At 65.8% G+C, this 17,655-nt stretch carries 19 protein-coding genes; 13 read left to right on the top strand and 6 right to left on the bottom strand.

What is annotated here, in order from left to right:
- Window positions 1-18 precede the first annotated feature (18 nt).
- Window positions 19-933: a cytochrome c oxidase subunit II gene (coxB, locus tag AUL31_RS11230; RefSeq protein WP_060606178.1), complete on the bottom strand. Its 915-nt coding sequence runs from the start codon at window positions 931-933 to the stop codon at window positions 19-21.
- A gap of 347 nt (window positions 934-1,280) precedes the next feature.
- On the opposite strand from coxB, the gene AUL31_RS11225 reads away from it, so the two are divergent.
- Both AUL31_RS11225 and tldD read left to right on the top strand, forming a co-directional pair.
- The gene (locus tag AUL31_RS11225; RefSeq protein WP_060606175.1) at window positions 1,281-1,871 is read left to right on the top strand and encodes an invasion associated locus B family protein; all 591 of its coding nucleotides are present in this window, start codon (window positions 1,281-1,283) and stop codon (window positions 1,869-1,871) included.
- A gap of 78 nt (window positions 1,872-1,949) precedes the next feature.
- Entirely contained in the window at window positions 1,950-3,368 is a 1,419-nt protein-coding gene (gene tldD, locus AUL31_RS11220; RefSeq protein ID WP_060606172.1) for a metalloprotease TldD, read from the top strand.
- Between the two features lie 5 nt (window positions 3,369-3,373).
- On the opposite strand, the gene pdxH is transcribed toward tldD, so the two are convergent.
- The gene (gene pdxH, locus AUL31_RS11215; protein ID WP_060606169.1) at window positions 3,374-3,994 is read right to left on the bottom strand and encodes a pyridoxamine 5'-phosphate oxidase; all 621 of its coding nucleotides are present in this window, start codon (window positions 3,992-3,994) and stop codon (window positions 3,374-3,376) included.
- Between the two features lie 40 nt (window positions 3,995-4,034).
- Between pdxH and AUL31_RS11210 the strand changes: the two genes are divergently transcribed.
- The 4 genes from AUL31_RS11210 (at window position 4,035) to AUL31_RS11195 (ending at window position 7,119) form a co-directional block, all read left to right on the top strand.
- A complete protein-coding gene (locus AUL31_RS11210; RefSeq protein ID WP_060606166.1) occupies window positions 4,035-4,508 on the top strand; it encodes an RT0821/Lpp0805 family surface protein in 474 nt (157 codons plus the stop codon).
- Between the two features lie 118 nt (window positions 4,509-4,626).
- Window positions 4,627-5,565 carry a DnaJ C-terminal domain-containing protein gene (locus tag AUL31_RS11205; protein WP_060606164.1) on the top strand — a complete coding sequence of 313 codons (939 nt, stop codon included), beginning with the start codon at window positions 4,627-4,629 and terminating at the stop codon, window positions 5,563-5,565.
- 126 nt (window positions 5,566-5,691) lie between these two features.
- Window positions 5,692-6,510 (top strand): enoyl-ACP reductase FabI, encoded by an 819-nt coding sequence (fabI, locus tag AUL31_RS11200; protein WP_060606159.1) that lies wholly within the window; start codon window positions 5,692-5,694, stop codon window positions 6,508-6,510.
- A gap of 9 nt (window positions 6,511-6,519) precedes the next feature.
- Window positions 6,520-7,119 carry a histidine phosphatase family protein gene (locus AUL31_RS11195; protein WP_082646910.1) on the top strand — a complete coding sequence of 200 codons (600 nt, stop codon included), beginning with the start codon at window positions 6,520-6,522 and terminating at the stop codon, window positions 7,117-7,119.
- Window positions 7,120-7,129: 10 nt separating this feature from the next.
- Here the strand turns inward: AUL31_RS11195 and AUL31_RS11190 are convergent, their stop codons facing one another.
- On the bottom strand, window positions 7,130-7,348 hold the full coding sequence (locus AUL31_RS11190; protein ID WP_060606155.1) for a DUF1344 domain-containing protein: 219 nt from the start codon (window positions 7,346-7,348) through the stop codon (window positions 7,130-7,132).
- Window positions 7,349-7,511: 163 nt separating this feature from the next.
- Between AUL31_RS11190 and aroC the strand changes: the two genes are divergently transcribed.
- The 7 genes from aroC to AUL31_RS11155 all read left to right on the top strand — a co-directional run bounded on the left by aroC (window position 7,512) and on the right by AUL31_RS11155 (window position 14,467).
- On the top strand, window positions 7,512-8,603 hold the full coding sequence (gene aroC / locus AUL31_RS11185) for a chorismate synthase (protein WP_060606152.1): 1,092 nt from the start codon (window positions 7,512-7,514) through the stop codon (window positions 8,601-8,603).
- Complete coding sequence (locus AUL31_RS11180; protein WP_060606150.1) at window positions 8,600-9,526, top strand: histone deacetylase family protein; 927 nt, start codon at window positions 8,600-8,602, stop codon at window positions 9,524-9,526. The genes aroC and AUL31_RS11180 overlap by 4 nt, the downstream gene beginning before the upstream one ends.
- A gap of 9 nt (window positions 9,527-9,535) precedes the next feature.
- Window positions 9,536-9,796, top strand: a complete 261-nt coding sequence (locus AUL31_RS11175; protein ID WP_039189271.1) for an exodeoxyribonuclease VII small subunit — start codon at window positions 9,536-9,538, stop codon at window positions 9,794-9,796.
- A gap of 188 nt (window positions 9,797-9,984) precedes the next feature.
- A complete protein-coding gene (gene dxs / locus AUL31_RS11170; protein ID WP_244489385.1) occupies window positions 9,985-11,889 on the top strand; it encodes a 1-deoxy-D-xylulose-5-phosphate synthase in 1,905 nt (634 codons plus the stop codon).
- A complete protein-coding gene (locus AUL31_RS11165; protein ID WP_060606142.1) occupies window positions 11,877-12,629 on the top strand; it encodes a TlyA family RNA methyltransferase in 753 nt (250 codons plus the stop codon). Before dxs ends, AUL31_RS11165 begins: the two co-directional genes overlap by 13 nt.
- Window positions 12,626-13,855, top strand: coding sequence for a class I SAM-dependent RNA methyltransferase (locus AUL31_RS11160; protein ID WP_143190251.1), 1,230 nt, complete (start codon window positions 12,626-12,628; stop codon window positions 13,853-13,855). Before AUL31_RS11165 ends, AUL31_RS11160 begins: the two co-directional genes overlap by 4 nt.
- A 15-nt stretch (window positions 13,856-13,870) precedes the next feature.
- On the top strand, window positions 13,871-14,467 hold the full coding sequence (locus AUL31_RS11155) for a DedA family protein (protein WP_073469330.1): 597 nt from the start codon (window positions 13,871-13,873) through the stop codon (window positions 14,465-14,467).
- Here AUL31_RS11155 and AUL31_RS11150 read toward each other — a convergent pair.
- The 3 genes from AUL31_RS11150 to AUL31_RS11140 all read right to left on the bottom strand — a co-directional run.
- Window positions 14,439-15,197 carry a crotonase/enoyl-CoA hydratase family protein gene (locus AUL31_RS11150; protein ID WP_060606139.1) on the bottom strand — a complete coding sequence of 253 codons (759 nt, stop codon included), beginning with the start codon at window positions 15,195-15,197 and terminating at the stop codon, window positions 14,439-14,441. The genes AUL31_RS11155 and AUL31_RS11150 overlap by 29 nt on opposite strands.
- Window positions 15,198-15,209: 12 nt before the next feature.
- A complete protein-coding gene (locus AUL31_RS11145) occupies window positions 15,210-16,970 on the bottom strand; it encodes an acyl-CoA dehydrogenase (RefSeq protein ID WP_060606137.1) in 1,761 nt (586 codons plus the stop codon).
- A 124-nt stretch (window positions 16,971-17,094) separates the two neighbouring features.
- On the bottom strand, window positions 17,095-17,655 hold a 561-nt coding region (locus tag AUL31_RS11140; protein WP_156417293.1), incomplete at its 5' end, for an autotransporter outer membrane beta-barrel domain-containing protein.

Raw genomic sequence — 17,655 nt, 5'->3', positions numbered from 1 at the left:
AACGCTTTTCGTTGAGGGTCAGCGAGCCGCGACATTTTGGCCGGCGGCGGCCTCGATCTCGGCGTTCAACTGTTCGTTTGCTGCAGGAAGGTCGTCGGCCGCGGCGGCCAGCCAGTTGTCAAACTGCTCCTGGCTGACGACGCGTACGGCGATGGGCATGAAAGCGTGATCGCGGCCGCAGAGCTCGGAGCATTGCCCGTACAGGATGCCCTCGCGCGTGGCCTCGAACCAGTACTCGTTGATGCGGCCGGGAACGGAATCCACCTTCACGCCCAGCGAGGGCACGGCGAAGGAATGGATGACGTCGGCCGAGGTGGTGAGCAGGCGGATAACGGTGTTGACGGGTACGACCATCTCGTTGTCGACGGCCAGAAGGCGCGGATAGACGGCCATGTCTTCCTTGCCCTGCCCGGCGCGGTCGTCTTCCCGCAGAAGATAGGACAGGTAGGAGATCGGCTCGGCTGCCTCGGCGGCGCCGGCTTCCTGCGCGGCGGCGCCGGCCGCTGCCGGATCGGTTGCCGCAGGCTGATACTCGTAACCCCAGTACCACTGGTAGCCAGTCGCCTTCACCGTCAACTCGGGCTCGCGCGGCGGGTTGTACTGGGCGGTCAGCAACTGGAACGAGGGAATCGCCAGGCACAGAAGGATAAGAACAGGCGCCAGCGTCCAGATGACCTCGATGGTCGTGTTGTGGCTGGTGCGCGACGGCGTCGGATTGCGGTGCGTGCTGTAGCGGAAGATGCACCAGACGAGCAGCAGCGCGACGAAGATGGTGATCGGGATCAGGAACCACAGCGTATAGGCGCTGAACCAGTGGATCTGCTCCTCGATGGGAGAGAGCGCCTCTTGCAGCCCGAGCTGCCAGGGATGCGGCTGGCCGGGGAGATACGCCCCCTCCTGCGCCGCTGCCAGGGTCGGCACGGCGGCCAGCATCGCTGCTGCAGTAAGTGTCTTCTTCACGAATGCTCTCCCCGCGAGGATCTTACCCAATGGCCCCGCCCTACGGCTTCCCGGACCCGTGACCGGATCGCTAATTTCGAATGCCGCCAATGTGCAATTGGCCGGCCCGCTTAAAACCACGAAACCGCCCACTTCGCAACATGATCCGGCGCAAGGCCACTGCCTTGCGCCAGTATCGGCTTTTTGTCGGAGTCATTCTAGACGCGCGGTGCCGCAAGGGCGAGTGATTCGATTCGACGCACCGTTTGCAGCGACGCTTCGCAATCGGATAATGACGTCGCGTCCGACCGTTCAGATTCGATTGATTCGGAAAGAGATAGATGACTTTTCTGCGCCGCTCCTTCACCGCCCTCCTCGTTTCGGCCGCGCTGTCCGGCATGGCGTCGGCACAGGAGGCGCCGGCCACGACGCCGGAGGATGGCGCACCCGCCGCCGCGCCGGCAGAGCCCGCGGCGCCGGCCATCGGCAGCCAGCCGGCGGCCAGCGGCACGGTACGCTCTACCCATGGCTCATGGTCGATCGTATGCGAGAGCGCTCCCGGCGCCCCCACCGAACAATGTGCCCTGCTGCAGAACGTCGTTGCCGACGACCGGCCCGAGGTTGGCCTGACGGTCATCGCGTTGAAGACCGCCGACGGAAACACCGAGATCCTGCGTGTGCTGGCACCGCTGGGCGTGCTTCTGCCAAATGGCCTCGGCCTGTATGTCGACGGCCAGGATATCGGCAAGGCGCAGTTCATGCGCTGCTTCGAGGATGGCTGCTACGCCGAGGTGATCCTGGACCCCAACCTGCGCAAGACGTTGTCCGAGGGCACATCGGCAACCTTTATCGTATTCCAGACGCCCGAGCAGGGGATCGGCATTCCGGTCGAGCTGGAGGGCTTCGGCGAGGGTTTCGACGCCCTCCCCTGACCGCGGATTCGTGGTGGGCCGATGCCAGAACCAATTTCGCGTCCTATCTGACCTATGATGAGAAGCCCGGAACCGGCCATGTCCACATCCCTGATCGACCGCTTCGACATGTCTCGAGAGCATGTCGAGATCCTGCTCGGCGACGCGCTTCGCGGTGCCGATGACGGCGAATTGTACCTGGAGTACCGCGAGCAGGAATCGCTGGTGTTCGATAATGGCCGGCTGAAGGCGGGCAATTTCTCGACCGACCAGGGCTTCGGCATGCGCGCCGTATCGGGCGAGGTCGTCGGGTTTGCCCATTCGGGAGAATTCACTGGAAGCGCCCTCAAGCGCGCCGCCGAAGCCGTATCCACCGCCCGGGACGGGCATGCCGGAACGATGGCCGAGGCTCCGGCCGGCACCAACCGGCGCCTCTACGGCGACGAAAACCCCATCCCCTCGCCGAGCTTCGAAGAGAAAGTGCGGCTGCTGGGCGAGATCGACGCCTATCTGCGCGGCAAGGACCCGACCGTGCGCCAGGTGTCGGTGACACTCGGGGCGCAGTGGCAGCATGTCGAGATCCTGCGGACCGACGGTTCGCTGGTGCGCGATATCCGCCCGCTGGTCCGCCTCAATGTCAGCGTCGTGGCAGAGCGGGAGGGCCGGCAGGAGAGCGGCTCCTTCGGCGGCGGCGGCCGCGTCGGGCTGGATGGGGTTGTGGCGCCCGAAAACTGGCGCGACGTGGCCGACAAGGCACTGGCGCAGGCGCTGGTGAACCTGGAGGCGGCCCCGGCGCCCGCCGGCACATTCGATATCGTGCTGGCCGCCGGCTGGCCCGGCGTCATGCTGCACGAGGCGGTCGGCCATGGCCTGGAAGGCGACTTCAACCGCAAGAAGACATCCGCCTTCTCGGGCCTGATGGGGCAGCAGGTGGCGGCGCGCGGCGTGACCGTCGTCGACGACGGCACCATAGCCGACAGGCGCGGCTCTCTTACGATCGACGACGAAGGCACCCCCAGTGCCCGCAATGTGCTGATAGAAGACGGCAAACTGGTGAGCTACATGCAGGACAGGCAGAATGCCCGGCTGATGGGCATGCAGGCCACCGGCAACGGGCGCCGCCAGTCCTATGCCTATGCGCCAATGCCGCGCATGACCAATACGATGATGCTGGCCGGTCCGCATGAACCGGCGGAGATCATCGAATCCGTCCAGGACGGGATCTACGCGGTGTCATTCGGCGGCGGACAGGTGGACATCACCTCCGGCAAGTTCGTCTTCGCCTGTACCGAGGCCTATCGCATACGCGGCGGCAAGGTGGCCGAGCCCATCAAGGGCGCCATGCTGATCGGCAACGGCCCCGACGCCATGCACCGCGTGTCGATGGTCGGCAACGATCTGGCGCTCGATACCGGCATCGGCATGTGCGGCAAGGCCGGCCAGGGCGTACCCGTGGGCGTCGGCCAGCCGCATCTGCGCATGGACAGGATGACCGTCGGCGGAACCGAATCCGCCTGACGGCATCACGGATAGAGGCGCGCGACGTCCCATGTGGCCGCGTCGACACCCGCGCGCGTAAAGCGGAATCGGTCGTGCAGGCGGTAGGTGCCGTCCTGCCAGAACTCGATCTCCAGCGGGCGCACCCGGAAACCCGACCAGCGCGCCGGACGGGCGATTTCGCCATCCGGCCCGAAACGGTCTTCCAGCTCGGCGATCCGCGCCTCCAGCAGGGAACGGTCCTTCAGCGGGCGCGACTGGTCCGAGGCCCAGGCGCCGATGCGGCTGCCGCGCGGCCGGCTTGCATAATAGGCGTCGGCCTCGTCTTGCGAGACGATCTCCACCGGACCGCGCACGCGCACCTGCCGGCGCTGCGTCTTCCAGTGGAAGCACAGGCCGGCGCGCGGCTGGCCCAACAGCTCCTCGCCCTTTGCGCTTTCGAAATTGGTGTAGAAGACGAACCCGGCTGCATCCAGCCCCTTCAGCAGCACCATGCGGACATCCGGCATGCCCGCGCCATCGACGGTTGCCAACGCCATAGCGTTGGGGTCGTTCGGCTCCGTCTCCGATGCGTCCTTTAACCATGTCGCAAAGGCGGCGAACGGGTCCGTGCCCACTTCATCCAATGTTAATGTCGGACGACTCATTGTCTTCGCCAGTCTCCAGTTTCCAATCCGGGACTACCTAATGGCGTTCTTCGATCCAGGCAAAGACTTCGGGTACGCCATGCTGCGGCGGCGCTGCGGCCGCACGTCCACGGCAGGCCTTCTGACAGCGCTCTTTCTCGGCGGGTGCACCCTGTCGGGCGGCGGCCTGGAAGACATGGTCGACAGGTCGATCACGACGGGCTCTATCGCGCCCGGCGCGGCGGGGGCCGCGCCAGTGGTGGATACCGACCGACTGTCCGATGGGCGCACCGTGCGCAATGCCGTATCGGCGGCCAAACTGTCGCAAAGCCCCCTCGCCGTCGCCTGGGCAAACGCTGAAACGGGCGCATCGGGCACGATCACGGCCATCGAGGAAATGCGCGAGGGCTCGGCCATCTGCCGCCGCTTCACGACGTCGCGCCAGCGCTTCGACGGGATCGCCCTCTACAATGGCGAGGCATGCAGCGCAGGCTCGGGCGAATGGGTGCTGACCCGATTCGGCGAGGCCGGCTGAAAGCCCCATAATTTCCGTTCCATCGATGCAAATGGGTCTTTATGCCGCGCCGTGGCATTGCCATATAGGATACGTCATTTATCCAACGCACCCTGCGACAAAAGGAACTTGAGGACACATGCGGGATCCATACGCCGTTCTCGGCGTCGGCAAATCGGCCAGCGAAAGCGAGATCAAATCCGCCTTCCGCAAGCTTGCCAAGAAGTACCACCCCGATGCCAACCAGGACGATCCGAAAGCCAGCGGCCTCTTCAACGAGGTCAATCAGGCCTATGAGATCCTGGGCGACAAGGACAAGAGGGGCCAGTACGACCGGGGCGAGATCGATGCCGAGGGCAAGCAGAAGTTCCAGGGCTTCAGCGGTGGCAACCCGTTCGGGGGCGGCCAGGGCCATGCCGGCGACCCGTTCGGGGGCGGTGGCAATTTCGAGTTCCGCGGCGGCGATGCCGGCGGCTTTGCCGATTTCTTCGAGCAGGCTTTCAGCGGGCGCGCCGGTGGCACGCGCGGCTTCGGCGGTGCGCGCCGTCCACAGGCGCCCTTGAAGGGCGAGGATATGCGCGCCACGCTGAAGGTGCATCTGGAAGATGTCGTTTCCGGCGAAAAGGTAGAGGCCATCTTCCCCACCGGCAAACGGCTGGCGATCAAGCTCCCCGACGGTGTCGAGGACGGACAGACGATTCGCCTGCGCGGCCAGGGGCAGCCGTCTCCCACACCGGGCGGCAAGGATGGCGATGCGCTGATCACCATCGCCTTCGCCGAGCATCCGCGCTTCACCGTGCGCGGACGCGATCTGCAGTTGCGCCAGGACCTGCCGTTGGAAACCGCCATCCTTGGCGGACGGCTGACCGTCGATACGCTGGATGGGCGCGTCGCCGCCAAGATCGCGCCATGGACCAGTTCCGGCCGCACGCTCAGGCTGCGCGGCAAGGGCCTGACGCAGAAGGGCGGCGAACGCGGAGACCTGCTGGTCACGCTTCAGCTTGCCCTGCCGGAAACCCCGGACGAAGAGCTGGCCGCCTTCCTGCGGGAACGCGATAAGGCAAAAGCCGCCGAATAAGACGGGGCTTCCCGCTCGCGAAGCATGTCAGCACGCGTTCAAGCGTGAACTTGTCGTGCGGGAAAGCCTGTGCCATACCGCCGCGCACCGGAAACAATTCGACCTTAGGGGTCAAGGAGCGCGTCCATGGCGGAAAAAGGCGGCCTGATGGCAGGCAAGCGCGGGCTTATCATGGGCGTGGCTAACAACCGATCCATCGCCTGGGGCATCGCGAAGGCGCTGGCCGATCAGGGTGCCGAGGTCGCGCTGACATGGCAGGGCGACGCGCTCAAGAAGCGCGTCGAGCCGCTGGCCGCCGAGCTGGGTGCGTTCCTGGCGGGCCATTGCGATGTCAGCGACGCCGCCACCATCGACGCGGTCTTCGAGACGCTGGCCGACAAATGGGGCAAGCTCGACTTCGTGGTGCACGCCATCGGCTTCTCCGACAAGGACGAGCTCACCGGTCGCTATGTCGACACGAGCGAGGGCAACTTCACCAAGACGATGCTCATCTCGGTCTATTCCCTGACCGCCGTCGCCAAGCGCGCCGAGGCCCTGATGAGCGAAGGTGGATCGATCCTGACGCTCACCTATTACGGCGCCGAAAAGGTGATGCCGCACTACAACGTCATGGGTGTTGCAAAGGCCGCACTCGAGGCTTCGGTGCGCTACCTTGCGGTAGACCTCGGCAGCAAGGCCATCCGGGTCAACGCCATCTCCGCCGGCCCCATCAAGACCCTGGCGGCGTCCGGCATCGGCGATTTCCGCTACATCCTGAAATGGAACGAGTACAACTCGCCCTTGAAGCGGACCGTTTCCATCGACGAGGTGGGCCAGTCGGCTCTCTATCTGCTGTCCGACATGTCGACGGCCGTTACCGGCGAAGTGCATCACGTCGATTCGGGCTATCACACGGTCGGCATGAAGGCCGTGGACGCCCCGGACATTTCCGTCATCAAGGACTGAGCGAAATCCGTGTCGCATGCGCTGCCGCTGATCTATCTATGCCGCCACGGCCAGACCAACTGGAATGCGGAGGGCCGCATCCAGGGCCAGGTCGATACGCCGTTGAACGCGCTCGGGCGCGTGCAGGCCAAGCGGAACGGGCGGTATCTGCGCCTGGCACTGGGCAGCGCGGTGAAGGATTTCCACTTCGTGGCGAGCCCCCTCACCCGCACCCGGGAAACGATGCGCATCATCCGGCGGGAGTGCGGACTGGAGCCTGACGACTTCGCAACGGACGAGCGCCTGATGGAGCTGAATTTCGGCGACTGGCAAAATCGTACGCTGGAGGAAATCAGCCGCGACGAGCCGCAGGAAATCGCGCGGCGCGATGCCGACAAGTGGAACTTCAAGCCGAACGGTCCGACGGCTGAATCCTATCGCATGCTGGCCGACAGAGCCCGCCCCGTCTTCGAGGGCCTGGCCGGGCGCAGCATCGTGGTTGCCCATGGCGGCATCACGCGCGTCTTCCTTGAAATGTATGGCGGCGTGCCGCCGCAGGAGGCGGCTTACGCGCTGATCCAGCAGGACAGGGTGCTGAAGGCCGAGGATGGCCAGATCGACTGGGTATGACCGGTCGCCCTCAGGCCAGATAAAGCAGATGTACCTGCATGCCGGGTTGCAGGGGCGCATAGTCGTGTGTGTCCGGCAAGGCGTAGCGGGTGCCGTCGTCGAGTGTCAGCAACGCACCGGTGCGGTCGATAGAGGCGACAATGCCCTCCGCCTCCTGCGCGCGGGGCGGTATCGTGGCGGATATGACCAGCACGGAGCTGGCAAAAAGGGCAATGGCTCTACGGTCCATGAACGTGCAACGATCGCTTGAAAATAATTAACGGAGCAAGGAAAACTCCACCGGCTTTGTGTTTTTTTCGGGCCCGCCCCAACGCGGCAGAGATTAAAATTTGACCCTGCCGCCGGGCGTGGCCTAGAGCATTCCGCAGGAATTCCGGATGCCGGGGAGAGTTATGTCGCATAACAGTTTTGGCCACCTCTTCCGCGTCACCACCTTTGGCGAAAGTCATGGCGTGGCCATCGGCTGCATCGTCGACGGCACGCCGCCCGGGCTGACGTTCACACGCGCCGATATCCAGGCCGAGCTGGACAAGCGGCGTCCCGGACAATCGCGTTACACCACCCAGCGTCAGGAGCCCGATACGGTCGAGATCCTGTCCGGCGTCATCGAGCAGACGGACGGAACGCTCATGACCACCGGCACGCCCATCGCCATGGAAATCCGCAACGTGGACCAGCGTTCGAAGGATTACTCGGACATTGCCCAGCGCTATCGCCCCGGCCATGCCGACTATGCCTACGACCAGAAATACGGGGTCCGCGATTTCCGTGGCGGCGGGCGCTCGTCGGCGCGAGAAACGGCAACGCGCGTGGCCGCCGGCGCCATAGCCCGTCTGGTGGTGCCGGGCGTGCGCATACGGGGCGCGCTGGTGCAGATCGGCGACCGCGCGGTGAACCGCCAGAGCTGGAACTGGGACGATGTCCGGTCCAATCCCTTCTTCTGCCCGGATGCCGGCACCGCAGCGCTGTGGGCCGAAGATCTCGACAAGATCCGCAAGGCCGGCTCCTCCATCGGGGCGGTGGTGGAAGTGGTGGCCGAAGGTGTTCCCGTTGGCCTCGGCGCGCCGCTTTACGGCAAGCTCGACCAGGATATCGCGGCCAATCTGATGTCGATCAACGCCGTGAAAGGCGTAGAGATCGGCGAAGGCTTCAACGCCGCCCGTCTGACCGGTGAGGACAACGCCGACGAGATGCGCATGGGCGCCGACGGAAAGGCCGAGTTTCTGTCCAACCATGCCGGCGGCATCCTCGGCGGCATCTCCACCGGCCAGCCCATCGTGGCGCGCTTTGCCGTCAAGCCGACATCCTCCATCCTTACGCCGCGCCGGTCCATCGACGCATCGGGCCAGGAGGTGGATGTGATGACCAAGGGGCGGCACGATCCGTGCGTCGGCATTCGCGCCGTGCCCATCGGCGAAGCCATGATGGCCTGCGCGATCGCGGATCATTATCTGCGCCATCGCGGCCAGACGGGCCGCGGATGAGGACGCGGCTCTACCACCACCCCATTTTCGCCGAGCACCTGACCGGGCCCGGCCATCCCGAGCGCCCGGAGCGGATCGCCGCCGTCGAGGCGGCTCTCGAAGCGGAAACCTTCCAGCTCCTGCAGCGGGCCGAGGCGCCCGAGGGCCGTTTGCAGGACGTTTATCTGTGCCACCCCGAGGCTTATGTGCGCCGCGTCGCCCAGGCGACGCCGGCCGATGGGCTGGCGCGGATCGACGGCGATACGGTGGTGAGCCCGCGCAGCTTCATCGCCGCCCTGCACGGCGTGGGTGGCGCGTGCCTTGCGGTCGACGATGTCGTATCGGGGCAGGTGGCCAACGCCTTCGTTGCAGCCCGCCCGCCCGGCCATCACGCCGAGCGCGCCACCGCCATGGGGTTCTGCCTGTTCAACCAGGCGGCCATCGCCGCGCGCCACGCACAGCAGGCCCTGGGCCTCTCGCATGTCGCGATCATCGATTGGGATGTCCATCACGGCAATGGCACGCAGGATATCTTCTGGAGCGACCCGACGGTGCTCTACGCCTCGCTGCACCAAATGCCGCTTTATCCCGGCACCGGCGCTTTGAGCGAAACGGGCGCCGGCAACATCTTCAACGCGCCGCTGCGTGCCGGAGACGGCGGCGAGGCCTTCCGCGAGGCGTTCCTGTCGCGCGTCGTGCCGGCGGTCGAATCCTTCCGGCCCGATCTCATCATCCTGTCCGCCGGCTTCGACATGCACGCCCGCGATCCGCTGGCCGACATGCAGCTTCGCGAGACGGATTTCGATTGGGCGACCGGCCAGGTGATGACATTGGCCGACCGCTTCTGTAACGGTCGCCTCGTATCCATTCTCGAAGGCGGCTACGACCTGACCGGGCTGTCCCAATCGGTCGCCGTCCACGTCCAACGCCTGATGACCGGCTGAGGAGACATCATGCCAGAGCAGCAACGCCCCGAAACCGAAGACGACATTTCCGCCCTGAGCTTCGAGCAGGCCCTCGCCGCGCTGGAGCGCATCGTCTCGGATCTCGAACGCGGCGACGTTCCGCTGGAGGCCGCGATCCGTACCTACGAGCGCGGCGAAAAGCTGAAGGCGCATTGCGACAAGCTGCTGGCCGCGGCCGAAGACAAGGTCGAGAAGATCAAGTCGACGCGCGGGCGGGCCACCGGTACCGAGCCGCTGGACCCGGCCTGAGGCGAACACGCAAGATTTCATCGCGGCGTAAAGCTTTACCCGGACGTCATAACTTTCGCCCCGCGACGAGCCATCTTATAGAGCAAAGCTTGAAACGGCTCCACGGAAGGGCACCTTTCCGTGATGGGTCGGGCCGCCATGATGGCGGCGCGTATATCGAAAGGTGAAGCTGCACCGTGTCGGACTTGTTGAGAACGCCCCTCCTCGACCAGATCGCCTCCCCGGCCGATCTGCGCGCCCTGCCGGAATCGGCACTGACGCAAGTAGCGGATGAGGTTCGGCGCGATCTCGTGGACGCGGTGTCGCGCACCGGCGGGCATCTCGGTGCCGGCCTCGGCGTCGTGGAACTGACGGTCGCGCTGCATTACGTGTTCAACACGCCGGAAGACCGGCTGATCTGGGATGTCGGCCACCAGGCCTATCCGCACAAGATCCTGACCGGCCGGCGCGAGGGCATGCGCACCATCCGCCAGGAAGACGGCCTGTCGGGCTTCGCCAAGCGGTCGGAAAGCGATTACGACCCGTTCGGCGCCGGGCATTCTTCCACCTCCATCTCCGCCGGCCTCGGCATGGCTGTCGCGCGTGACCTCTCCTGCGGGCGCAACAACGTCATTGCCGTGATCGGCGATGGCGCGATGTCGGCCGGCATGGCCTATGAGGCGATGAACAATGCCGGCGCTCTCGATGCCCGGCTGATCGTCATCCTGAACGACAACGACATGTCCATTGCGCCCCCCACCGGCGCGATGAGCGCCTATCTTGCGCGGCTGGTTTCCGGCAAGGCGTACCGTACGCTGCGCAATCGCGCCAAGCAGATCACCGACAAGCTGCCCGAGTTCGTACGCGAGGGCGCCCGCCGCACGGAAGAGTTCACACGCGGCTTCTTCACTGGCGGCACCCTCTTCGAGGAGCTCGGTTTCTATTATGTCGGGCCCATCGACGGGCACGATCTCGATCATCTCCTGCCGGTTTTGAAGAATGTGCGCGATGCACAGGACGGGCCTATCCTCGTCCATGTCGTGACGCAGAAGGGCAAGGGCTATGGGCCGGCGGAATCCTCTGCCGACAAGTATCACGGCGTATCCAAGTTCGACGTGGTGACCGGCGAGCAGGCCAAGGCCAAGGCCAACGCGCCGAGCTATACGCGGGTCTTCGCCGAAAGCCTGGTCCAGGAAGCGCGCGAGGACGACAAGATCGTAGCCATCAACGCCGCCATGCCCAACGGAACCGGGCTCGACCTGTTCGGCGAGGCGTTCCCAACGCGCACCTTCGATGTCGGCATCGCCGAGCAGCACGCCGTCACCTTTGCGGCGGGCCTTGCCAGCGAAGGCTACAAGCCGTTCTGCGCCATCTATTCCACCTTCCTGCAGCGGGCCTATGACCAGATCGTCCACGATGTGGCGATCCAGCATCTGCCCGTGCGCTTCGCCATAGACCGGGCCGGCTTCGTCGGTGCCGACGGGCCGACGCATGCCGGTTCCTTCGATACCGGCTTCCTGGCGCCGCTACCGGGAATGGTCGTGATGGCTGCGGCCGACGAGGCCGAGTTGCGCCACATGGTGCGCACGGCTGCCGCCTATGACGAGGGGCCGATCTCGTTTCGCTATCCGCGCGGCAACGGCGTCGGCGTGGATATGCCGGCGCGCGGAGAAGTGCTTGAGATCGGCAAGGGCCGTATCGTCCGGGAAGGCTCCAAGATCGCGATCCTGTCCTTCGGCACGCGGCTTGCGGATGCGCTCGCCGCGGCCGAGGAGCTGGAGACGTTCGGCCTGTCCACCACGGTTGCCGACGCGCGTTTCGCCAAGCCGCTGGATGCCGATCTCATCCGTCGCCTTGCCCAGAACCATGAAGTGCTGATCCTGCTTGAAGAGGGCGCCTCCGGTGGCTTCGCCGCACAGGTGCTGGAGCACATGGCGCGCAACGGCCTCCTGGAGCACGGGCTTAAGGTGCGTCCGCTGACCATGCCGGACAGCTTCGTCGACCATGCCGCGCCGGAAAAGATGATCCACCGCGCCGGCCTCGACAAAGCGGGCATCGTGGATGCGGTGTTCCGCACTCTCGGAGACACGGCCCACCGCGTATTGCAGGCGTGAGCGAACGCACGCGTCTCGATCAGTTCCTGGCCGATCGGGGTTTGAGCGAAACGCGGGCGCGTGCGCGGGATGCCATCCTGCGCGGTCACGTCCGCGTCGATGGCGTAACGGCCGCAAAGCCCGGGCAGCTCGTATCCGATGCCTCGACGGTGGTAGTGGACGATCCCGCGGCGGCCTATGTGTCGCGCGCGGCGCTTAAGCTGGTGGCGGCGCTGGACCATTTCGGCCTGGATATCGCCGGCCGTGTAGCGCTGGATATCGGCGCATCCACGGGCGGCTTCACGGAAGTTGCCCTTGGTCGCGGCGCGCGCCATGTCGTGGCTATCGATGTCGGCCACGGCCAGATGCACCCGCGTATCGCGGCCGATCCACGCGTTACGCGGATCGATGGGCTGAACGCGCGGGCATTGTCGCGGCCGGATCTTGGCGGCCACCGGGTGGACCTCGTGATATCGGATGTCAGCTTCATATCGCTGAAGCTGGCGCTGCCACCGGCATTATCGCTGGCCGAACCGGGCGCGCTGGGCATTTTTCTGGTAAAGCCGCAATTCGAGGCCGGCCGCGAAGCTATCGGCAAGGGTGGCCTTCTGAAGGATCGCCTGCAGGGCGAAACCATCGCGCGGGACATGGCCGACTGGCTCGAGACGCAGGATGGCTGGCGCCCGGTAGGGACGACCGCCTCTCCGATATCGGGCGGCGACGGCAACAGGGAATATCTTCTGGTGGGACGCAAGGCGTGAGTGAAACGATCCGCATAGAGCGACTGGGCGTCAAGGCCGACGGAATCGGGATGGGGCCCGGCGGACCGGCCTACGTTCCCTTCACGCTGCCGGGCGAAAGCATCACCGCCGAAAGGCAGGGCCAGCGCGCCCGTGCCACGGCCATACTGGAACCTTCGCCCGAACGGCAGGCTGCCCCCTGCCCGCACTATACGCATTGCGGCGGCTGCGACCTGCAGCATGCCAGCCCCCCGCTGTATGCCGACTTCAAGCGCGATCTTGTGGTGGAAGCGCTGCGACGCGCCGGGCTGGACGCGCCCGTTCATGCCATGGTGCCGACCGCGCCGGGCACCCGCCGCCGCGCCGTCTTCTCGGCCACGCGCGCGGGCACGCGCATCCTGTTCGGCTTCCATGAAGCGATGAGCAACCGGATCGCACCCATCGACACCTGCCTCGTCCTGAAAGGCGAGATCGTTTCGGCTCTGCCGGCGCTGCGCAAGCTCGCCGAGGGGCTGGTGGCGCGGAAGGGAGAAACCCGCCTGACGGTGACCCTGGCCGGCACCGGTCTGGATATCGCCGTCGAAACCGGCCAGACGCTCAGCGAACCCTTGCGCGCCCGCGCCATGCAGATTGCCCTGTCGTCGGATTTCGCGCGGCTCAGCGTCAATGGAGAAATCGTGATCGAGCCGCGCCCGCCGGTGGTGCTGGCGGGCGATGTGCCGGTGCTGCTTCCCGCCGGCGCGTTCCTGCAGGCGGTGGCCGGGGCCGAAGCCGAAATGGCGCGGCTGGCCCTGGCGCATTTTCAGGGTAGCCGACAGGTCGCCGACCTGTTCTGCGGCGTGGGCACGTTTGCTTTCCGCCTTGCGCGCCACCATGCAACCCACGCGGTCGAGAACGACGCGGCATCGCTGGCGGCGCTGGACCGCGCCCAGCGCGCCGCCTCCGGCCTCAAGCCGCTGACCAGCGAGCGCCGCGACCTCTTCCGCAGGCCCCTGACGGCCAAGGAGCTGAAGCGCTTCGATGGCGTGCTGTTCGACCCGCCAAGGGCGGGCGCCGAGGCACAGGCCCGCCAATTGGCCGAATCGTCGGTGCGGCGCGTGGTTGCCGTTTCATGCAATCCTTTGACGCTGGCGCGCGATGCCCGCATCCTCGTCGATGGCGGTTACCGCCTGACAGAGGTGACGCCCATCGACCAGTTTCTCTGGTCGCATCACGTCGAAGCGGTGGCGCTTTTCGAGCGCGTCTGAGCGAAAGGTTGGTCGATGCATCAGGTACTGGACTTTCTCCATGCCTATGGCGCCATCGCCATCTTCGTCATCATCTTTCTGGAATCCACGGGCCTGCCCTTGCCCGGCGAAAGCCTGCTGATCGCCTCGGGCCTTCTGGCCGGGCGCGGCGAGCTCGATATCTGGACGGTGTTCCTGGCGGCCTGGGCCGGCGGCATGCTGGGCGACAATCTTGGTTACGTCATCGGCCGCACGGTCGGCCGACCGGTCATCGTGCGCTATGGCTCCAAGGTGGGGCTGACCGAACCGCGCTTTGCCGCCGTGGAGCGTCAATTTCTGAAGCATGGCGCGCTCGTCGTGCTGTTTGCGCGGTTCTTCGTGGTTCTTCGGCAGCTCAACGGGCTCGTGGCCGGCATCACCGGCATGCATTGGCTGCATTTCTTCATTGCCAACGCCGCCGGCGCGGCCCTATGGGCCGGGTTCTGGGCCTTCGCGGCCTATGCCTTCGGCACGGAACTGGAGCACTATCTCCCCTATGGCCGCCAGGCCTTCTATGTCGTGGGCATCGCGCTTGCCATCGCCGCCGCGGCCTACGGCTTGCACATCATGCGGCGGAAGAAGACCGCGCCATGAATGCCTCGAAGGCGGCCCGCGCCTCCGGAGAGCGGAGCCTTTCTTCGAAGGCCGCGACCTCGTCCCGGATGCGCTGGCGCACCTCTTCGCGGTCGCCGTGCATCAGATGGCGCGCGACGGCAAGCGCGCCCTGCGGCTTGCGAGCCAGCCGCCGCGCGGCCTGACGCGCCGCATCGCCAACCGGCAGCCCATCCTCGACAAGTGTCACGAGGCCGGCGTCCGCCGCCTGGCGTCCGTCCATCGGATCGCCCATGACAAGCAGCGAGAACGCCTTTTGCGGGCCCATCACCCGCGGCGCCAGAAGGCTTGAGGCGGCTTCCGGCACGACGCCGAGATCCAGAAACGGCGTGCGGAACAGCGAGCGCGCGGTCGCAAACGCCATGTCGCAATGGAACATCAGCGTCGTGCCGATGCCGATGGCCAGCCCGTCGACAGCCGCGATCAACGGCTTTTCGAGCCGCCCCAGCGATTCCAGGAAGCGCCATGTCTCTTCCAGGCCGACACCTTCCTTGGCAAAGCGGATGAAATCGCCGATGTCGTTGCCGGCGCAGAATGCGCCTTCCGTGCCCTGAACCACGACCACGCGTACGGCGTCATCCGCCTGCGCTCGATCCAGCGCATCGGCGAATATCGAGTACATGGGCTGGTTCAGCGCGTTCTTCTTGTCGGGTCGGTTCAGCGTCAGCGTCATGACGCCATCCGCCAAATCCAGGATAACCGGCTCGCTCATCTGCTTCGTTCCTCAGGCCAGTGCCGCGTCGACGGATTCCAGCGCACGGCCGGTTGCCTTGACCTTGCGTTTCAACCCGCTCGTTTCCGGCAGGATGTCCGCCACCATGAAGCGCGCCAGCGCATCATGCCCGGTGCCCTCCTCTGCCCGTAGCGCGGCGCGCGCCATCAGCGATCCGCCGAGCACAAGCGAGAATAGGCGCTGATAGGCCGTGGCTCCGGCAAGCGCATCGTCCACGCCGGCCTGGCGCAGAAAGGCGGTGGCGTCGCGCAGATCGTCCAGCGCTTCGCGCAGGCCTTCGGCCATGGGCGCGATGCCGGGGCGATTGGCGGTCTCGACGGCGTCGATATCCGCCTCGATCTCGGCCAGCAACGTATCGACGGCCTCGCCGCCGGCCAGTGGCAGCTTGCGCATGACGAGGTCCATGGCCTGGATACCGTTGGTGCCCTCGTAGATGGGGGCAATGCGGGCATCGCGCAGCAACCGCGCCGCGCCCGTTTCCTCGATGAAGCCCATGCCGCCATGAACCTGGATACCGATCGAGGCCACCTCTACGCCGATATCGGTGGAAAAGCTCTTGGCCATCGGCGTCAGCAGGCTGGCGCGGTCGGCCCAGCGTGTGGCCTCCGCTCCGTCCTCGGCATGCGACATGTCGATGGCGAAGGCGCAGGAATAGCAGATGGCGCGTGCCGCCGCCGTCAGCGCCTTCATCGTCATCAGCATGCGGCGCACGTCCGGATGCTGGATGATGGGGACCATGCCCCCGCCGCCATCGCGTGCACGCCCCTGCCTGCGGTCCTTGGCGTAGGCCAGCGCCTTTTGCGTGGCCGCCTCCGCGACGCCGAGCCCCTGCACACCGACATAGAGCCGCGCCGAGTTCATCATGGTGAACATGCATGCAAGGCCCTTGTTCTCCTCGCCCACGAGCCAGCCGATGGCGCCGGCCTCGCCGGTTTCGCCGGCATTGTCGCCGTAGACCATGGTGCAGGTGGGCGAGGCATGGATGCCCAGCTTGTGCTCCATGCCGACGCAGAAGGCGTCGTTGCGCAGGCCGGGCCGGCCATCCGCATCGGGAATGAACTTCGGCACCAGGAACATCGAGATGCCCTTGACCCCTGGCGGCGCATCCGGCAGCCGCGCGAGGATGATGTGGACGATATTGTCCGTCATGTCATGCTCGCCGAAGGTGATGAAGATCTTCTGGCCGAACAGGCGGTAGGTGCCGTCGTCGCGCCGCTCGGCGCGGGTCCGCAGGCCCGACAGGTCGGAGCCGGACTGCGGCTCCGTCAACTGCATCGTTCCCGTCCACTCGCCGGAGGTCAGCTTTTCCAGGTAGATCGCCTTCAGCGCCTCGCTGCCGTGCTTGTGCAGCGCCTCGACGGCGGCGATGGTCAGCGTCGGGCCGATGCCGAAAGCCATGGAGGCGCCGTTCCACATCTCCGTCACCGCTGCCGACAGCGCCGTGGGCAGCCCCTGCCCGCCGGCTTCCACCGGGCCGGTCAGGGCGTTCCAGCCGGCGGCGCACCAATCGGTATAGAGCTTGCCCCATCCGGGGGGCATGGTGACGACGCCCTTGTCAAAACGTGCGCCGATCTTGTCGCCGCTTTCGTAAAGAGGGGCGACGGCATCGCCGGCGTAACGCCCGGCCTCTTCCAGGATGGCGTCGAGCAGGTCGGGCGTCAGATCGCCCAGCTTGCCGCGCTCCATGGCGTCGCCCAGGCCGACGACATGCCTGAGGGTGAAGCCGATCTCCGAAACGGGTGCCTTGTACATGCTGAATGCCCCTCCCCGGCAGTTCGATGCAGAGGCAATCAGCTAGCGCGAGTTTACGTTTACGTCAATCGGACAGGGCCGAAGGTGGGCGGATTTGTCCGCCTACCTTCGAGTTCAAGACAGTTCAGAACCGGGCCTTGAAGCCGATAGTCCCGTCGAGGGCATAGGCGTCGCCGAAGCTTTCCATGCTGCTGCGGGCGCCGATTTCGCCGTAGAGCGAATAGGCGTCGTCGGCCCAATCATAGGTAGCGCCGAGCCCCAGCCCACCCCAGAAGCGGTCTTCTCGCGAGGTGAAGCTGACCGTGCCGACGCCGACTTCGGTGCCGTCCAGGAACTCGTAAGTGAGGTTGGCGATTGCGTAGCCCTTCAGGCGTCGTGTATCGCCGCTGCTTCCCTGCCAGCTACGCTCGTGATCGATCGACAGGCCAAGACGCCCGTTCAGGCTGTCGCCACCGAGCCGCCGGACGGTGGCCTGGAAGGCATCGTCGAACGTGTCGAAGTCGACATTGGAGTAGACAAGCTGCGCCTGCGGCGTCAGCGTCCACTGGTAGGCGATATCGATGGCCTTGCCGGCTTCGATGCTGAAGGCGTAGCCGAAGCCGTTATTGCCGTCCGCTTCCTGAACGTTCAGCGTATCGGAATAGATGTCGCTGTCGTACCAGGTCGCCTGCGCCTGCCCGTCGAT

This window comes from Aureimonas altamirensis, assembly GCF_001463885.1.
Classification (GTDB): Bacteria; Pseudomonadota; Alphaproteobacteria; order Rhizobiales; family Rhizobiaceae; genus Aureimonas; species Aureimonas altamirensis.
Note: the sequence above shows the minus strand (reverse complement) of the source record. Positions and strands in the feature narration are given on the sequence as shown.

What these genes read in the sequence shown, in the direction of transcription:
- AUL31_RS11175 (WP_039189271.1), top strand. Translation starts at nt 9,536, where the DNA reads ATGCCAGAGCAGCAACGCCCCGAAACCGAAGACGACATTTCCGCCCTG.
- AUL31_RS11205 (WP_060606164.1), top strand. Translation starts at nt 4,627, where the DNA reads ATGCGGGATCCATACGCCGTTCTCGGCGTCGGCAAATCGGCCAGCGAA.
- AUL31_RS11180 (WP_060606150.1), top strand. Translation starts at nt 8,600, where the DNA reads ATGAGGACGCGGCTCTACCACCACCCCATTTTCGCCGAGCACCTGACC.
- AUL31_RS11150 (WP_060606139.1), bottom strand. Translation starts at nt 15,197, where the DNA reads ATGAGCGAGCCGGTTATCCTGGATTTGGCGGATGGCGTCATGACGCTG.
- tldD (WP_060606172.1), top strand. Translation starts at nt 1,950, where the DNA reads ATGTCCACATCCCTGATCGACCGCTTCGACATGTCTCGAGAGCATGTC.
- AUL31_RS11145 (WP_060606137.1), bottom strand. Translation starts at nt 16,970, where the DNA reads ATGTACAAGGCACCCGTTTCGGAGATCGGCTTCACCCTCAGGCATGTC.
- fabI (WP_060606159.1), top strand. Translation starts at nt 5,692, where the DNA reads ATGGCGGAAAAAGGCGGCCTGATGGCAGGCAAGCGCGGGCTTATCATG.
- AUL31_RS11210 (WP_060606166.1), top strand. Translation starts at nt 4,035, where the DNA reads ATGGCGTTCTTCGATCCAGGCAAAGACTTCGGGTACGCCATGCTGCGG.
- AUL31_RS11190 (WP_060606155.1), bottom strand. Translation starts at nt 7,348, where the DNA reads ATGGACCGTAGAGCCATTGCCCTTTTTGCCAGCTCCGTGCTGGTCATA.
- pdxH (WP_060606169.1), bottom strand. Translation starts at nt 3,994, where the DNA reads ATGAGTCGTCCGACATTAACATTGGATGAAGTGGGCACGGACCCGTTC.
- AUL31_RS11155 (WP_073469330.1), top strand. Translation starts at nt 13,871, where the DNA reads ATGCATCAGGTACTGGACTTTCTCCATGCCTATGGCGCCATCGCCATC.
- AUL31_RS11225 (WP_060606175.1), top strand. Translation starts at nt 1,281, where the DNA reads ATGACTTTTCTGCGCCGCTCCTTCACCGCCCTCCTCGTTTCGGCCGCG.
- coxB (WP_060606178.1), bottom strand. Translation starts at nt 933, where the DNA reads ATGCTGGCCGCCGTGCCGACCCTGGCAGCGGCGCAGGAGGGGGCGTAT.
- aroC (WP_060606152.1), top strand. Translation starts at nt 7,512, where the DNA reads ATGTCGCATAACAGTTTTGGCCACCTCTTCCGCGTCACCACCTTTGGC.